4 protein-coding genes and 1 pseudogene are annotated in these 4,170 nt (G+C 66.3%); 2 read left to right on the forward strand and 3 right to left on the reverse strand.

The genetic code is table 11. The annotated features are described in order from the left end of the window. Both H928_RS33110 and H928_RS0107615 read left to right on the forward strand, forming a co-directional pair. A pseudogene (locus tag H928_RS33110) lies at window positions 1-146 on the forward strand (flavodoxin family protein); the annotation flags it as partial. A gap of 76 nt (window positions 147-222) precedes the next feature. Next, window positions 223-693 carry a CopD family protein gene (locus H928_RS0107615; RefSeq protein WP_021025944.1) on the forward strand — a complete coding sequence of 157 codons (471 nt, stop codon included), beginning with the start codon at window positions 223-225 and terminating at the stop codon, window positions 691-693. A gap of 57 nt (window positions 694-750) precedes the next feature. On the opposite strand, the gene H928_RS0107620 is transcribed toward H928_RS0107615, so the two are convergent. The 3 genes from H928_RS0107620 to H928_RS0107635 form a co-directional block, all read right to left on the reverse strand. After that, on the reverse strand, window positions 751-2,925 hold the full coding sequence (locus H928_RS0107620) for a TonB-dependent copper receptor (RefSeq protein ID WP_021025945.1): 2,175 nt from the start codon (window positions 2,923-2,925) through the stop codon (window positions 751-753). 204 nt (window positions 2,926-3,129) lie between these two features. After that, the gene (locus tag H928_RS26695) at window positions 3,130-3,558 is read right to left on the reverse strand and encodes a DUF2946 family protein (RefSeq protein ID WP_021025946.1); all 429 of its coding nucleotides are present in this window, start codon (window positions 3,556-3,558) and stop codon (window positions 3,130-3,132) included. A gap of 49 nt (window positions 3,559-3,607) precedes the next feature. Continuing rightward, window positions 3,608-4,170: thiamine pyrophosphate-dependent enzyme (locus H928_RS0107635; protein ID WP_021025947.1), on the reverse strand; the 563-nt coding region annotated here is incomplete at its 5' end.

The following is a 4,170-nucleotide window of genomic DNA, read 5'->3' on the forward strand; positions in this document are numbered from 1 at the left end:
CCATCGCAGAGCCGCTGCTTGTCTGCACCCATGCCCAAACGCCCGAGGCCATTGCGGCGACCAAGCAGATTGGTGCAGACGATCTGCAGCGCTGCCGCGAGCTGGGCGAAGCCATGGCCGCAGGTCTAAGCATGGGTATTTTTTAAAGCAGGCCCGCATCCCCAGCCAGGGCGGCTTGGCGCGTACCATAGCGCATCCCCACACCATAAAACGGCGCCCCCGATGCTCTACGTCATTCTCAAAACCGTGCACCTGCTGTCCATCATCGTCTGGCTGGGCGGCATGGCCTTTGCGCATTTCTTTCTGCGCCCCGCCCTGCAACAGCTGGAGCCGCCCCAGCGCCTGATGCTGATGCGCGATGTGCTCCAGCGCTTTTTTGCCGTGGTGCTGGTCATCATCGCCGCCGTGCTGCTGTCGGGCATCGCGATGATGGGCCTGGTCCATTCCATGGCCGCGCAGGCCGGTGCCAAGTTCAGCATGCCCGTCTCCTGGATGGTGATGGCCGTGCTGGGCCTGGCGATGATGGCCGTGTTTGGCCATATCCGGTTTGCGCTGTTCAAGCGGCTGGACCAGGCCGTCAACGCCAAGGACTGGCCCGCAGGCGGCAAGGCCCTGGGCCAGATCCGCCAGCTCGTCGCGCTGAACCTGGCGCTGGGTGTCGTGATTGTGCTTTTCTTGCGCGTGCCGCTGTAAGAGGTACAAATCCGCGCGCCGCCACCAGAACCTATCTGACAGCGGCGCGGGCCTGCATCAGAACTTGAAGTCGCCCCGCAGCCACAAGGTACGCCCCGGCTCGTTGATGCGCACCCCGCCAGGGAAGCCAAAGCCCGCATTGCCAGCCAGGTTCAGGTGCTCGGCATAGGTCTTGCCAAAGACATTGTCGATACCGGCAGTCAGGCGCAGCTGCTCGCTGATCTTGTAGCCGGCATTGAGCGACAACACCCCAAACCCAGCACTGGGCCCCAGATCCTGGCCCACGACATTGCCCTGGCCCATGGCATAGCGGTGCTGCGCGGCAACCAGGCGCCACAGCGCGCCAGCGCTCCAGGGACCTTGTCGGTAGTCCAGGCCCAGCTTGGCCTCCAGCGGGGGCACCTGTGGCAAGGGCTTGCCATCGCTGCGGTTGCGGGCCCAGCTGTAGGCCATGGTGGCCTGGGCGGTCAGGCCGGGGGTCAGTTGGTAGCTGCCACCCAGCTCGGCACCAGCGGTGCGCGCCTGCACATTGCGCACGTTGGCGGCCATGCCGGCATAGTCAAACAGCAGATAGTCCTGCACCTGGCCGACATAGGCGGAGGTCCAGAGCAACCAGTCTGCGCCCTTCCAGCTTGCACCCACATCGATCTGGGTGATTTTCTCCGGCTGCAGGTGGTTGAAGGCATCGCCCTTGTCGGCTGCGCTGTTGCTCGGCGATATCAGCTCCCAGTAATCCGGAAAGCGCTGCACATGGCCGATACCGGCGTAAAGCGTGCTGCCATCGGCGCGGGCACGCTCCCAGCGCAGAAAGCCACTGGGCATGGCGCTGCGCTCGCGGTGGTTGCGGGCCGTGGCGGCCATGCTGGCATCCATGCCGGCCATGGCCTGCATGCCACCCATCGTGCCCATATCGCCCATGCCCTCCATGCCGCCCATGCCGCTGTCGCTGGGGGTGCGCCAGGCCTGTGCCCGGTCCAGCCGCAGGCCGGCGACGAGCTTGTCCTCACTGCCCAGGTGCTGCGTGGCCTGCGCAAACAGGCCCTGGTTGCTGAACTTGGCATCCCGCGCCCAAGGCTTGCTGCGGTAGGACTGCATCTCCGTGCCCGACCGGCTGTCATGCGGGCTGCCCATGGCATCCACGCCCAGCACCGCTTCGGTGTGCGGGCCCAGTTGCCAGGTGGTGGCCACGCGCATGCCGGTGGTGGTGCGCCGCACATTGGCCGCCATCGGCATGGACATGCCGCCTTCCGGCACAAAGGGCCGCAGGCTGAAGTTGTCCATCACATGGTCGGCGCGGTGGTAATAGAGCTGCGCTTCCAGCTTGGTTAGACGCTCGCCCAGGTTCTTTTTCTCCAGCCGCAGGCCATAGCTTTCGCGCTTGAACTGGGTGCCATCCATGCCCCGGCCGCCATAGCGAGCCTCGCCATCGCCTTGGCCGGCGCTCAGCTCCAGCCAGGTGTTGGCATCGGGCGTCCAGCCAATGGCGACATCGGTGTTCCATTTGTCCCAGTGCGAGGGCACGCGCTGGCCATCGCCGTCGCGGTAGTCCTTGCTTTGCGAATGGTTGGCGGTGAGGCGCAGGTAATACGCGGCATTGCCGGCCAGCAGGTCGATGTTCTGGTCGCTGCGCGCTGCGGTGCCGCCTTGCAGGCTGGCAGACAGCCGCACCTGGCTGCTGTCCAGTTCAGGCCGTTCGCGGTCAAAGCGCACCACCCCGGCCGATGCGCCCGGCCCCCAGATCACCGTCTGCGGGCCCTTGACCACCGTCAGCACATCGTAGGTCTCGGGCGAGATATAGGAGCTGGGCGAATCCATGCGCGCCGGGCAGGCGCCCAACAAGGTCTGCCCATTGGTCAATATCGGCAGGCGCGAGCCAAACTGGCCCCGGAACACCGGGTCGCTGTTGGAGCCGCCACTGCGGATCGCCGAGAAGCCCGGAATGCTTTTGAGGTAGTCGGCCGCATCACTCGCCGGCACCGGTTGGCGCGGCTGCTTGGGATCAGCCACCACCTGCAGCGGCGAATGCTCATGCACTGCGGTTACGACGGTCTCCTGCAGGCTGATCTCCGGCACGCTGGCCGCAGGTAGCGACGGTGCAGCAGGGCTTTGTCCCCAGGCAGAGCTGGTGGCCAAGACCAGTGCGGATAGCGCCATCTGCGGACGCTGCAAGCGGGCGCGCGGCGGCGCAGGCAGGCGCAGGCCCGGCGCTGCCTCCAAAAAGTAGGAAGTCATCAATGTCTCTCGCAGCAAGCGCTGCTGGGCGCAGCGGCTTGCATCAATGTGGTGGGGGCGCACGCAGCCATGCCCAGCCGGCCGCAGCGAAGGCGGCTAAAGCAGACATGACGAAGAGGCCCATGGGTTGCAGAGGCTGCGCGGCCGCCCTCCCCGCGCGATGGGCGCGGAGAGCAGCGGCAGCATCACTGCGGCATAAGTGCGTTAGACAAGGACGGGAGGCGGGCCGCGCGCGGGCAGTGGCGCGCCCGGCGTTTCGGGGTAGTGAGCCGACTGGGCCTGCCACTGCGGGTGGAAGGCAGGGGCCGCTGGCCGGTGCACATCGGCGGCAAAGGCCAGTGGCAGTGCCATCGCAATACACAGCACGCAATCGGCGCCATGGGCGCTGTGCGCGCTGTGGCTGTCGCTGCCATCCGGCAGAAGATCATCCGCTGCCAGGTGGTCGGCATGGGCCAGCGCCACATCCAGCGCCGGTGCATTGACGCTGCAGACATCGGCCGCCAGCACGGCCGCAATGGGCTGCGCCAGCACGCGCACCTGCACACCTGCCAGCGATGCCACGAGCAGCAGCAACGCAAAAACCGCCGTGATGACGGCGGAGAAGCGGGGGCGGCTGCGCAGGCGTTGGAGCATGGTCAGGCAGCAGTGTAGGTGACTTCCAAACCTGTATGTTCAGAATCTATTAAATTATCAGTTCAATCAAGAAGGGGCCGGATTTAGCAAAACTGGCCTGCATCAGCCGGGCGCACTCCTCCATGGTCGTGGCGCGCGCCGCTTCCACGCCCATGCCTTCGGCCAGCTTCACCCAGCCAATCGAGGGGTTGCCCAGGTCCAGCATCTGCATGGCGGTGGCGCCCGGCGTGGCGCCCACGCCCTTGTATTCGCCAATCAGGATGTTGTAGCGGCTGTTGTTCAGCACGATGGTGGTGACAGGCAGCTGCTCGCGCGCCTGCGTCCACAGCGATTGCAACGAATACATCGCAGAGCCATCGGCCTGCAGATTGATCACCCGGCGCTGCTTGCCCGCACCAATGGCCGCACCGGTCGCCACCGGCATGCCATCGCCAATCGCGCCGCCAGCCAGGTGCAGCCAGTCATGCGCCGGCGCGGCATGGGTGTGCGGGTAAAAGCCCCGGCCGTAGGAAATGCTCTCGTCCGAGACGATGGCGCCCTCGGGCATCAGCGCGGCCACGGTGCGGGCCAGGCCCTCGGGCGTGGGCGCGCCAGTCGCTGCCTCGGGCCGGG

The sequence above is a fragment of the Comamonas sp. B-9 genome (assembly GCF_000410635.1).
GTDB lineage: Bacteria > Pseudomonadota > Gammaproteobacteria > Burkholderiales > Burkholderiaceae_C > Comamonas.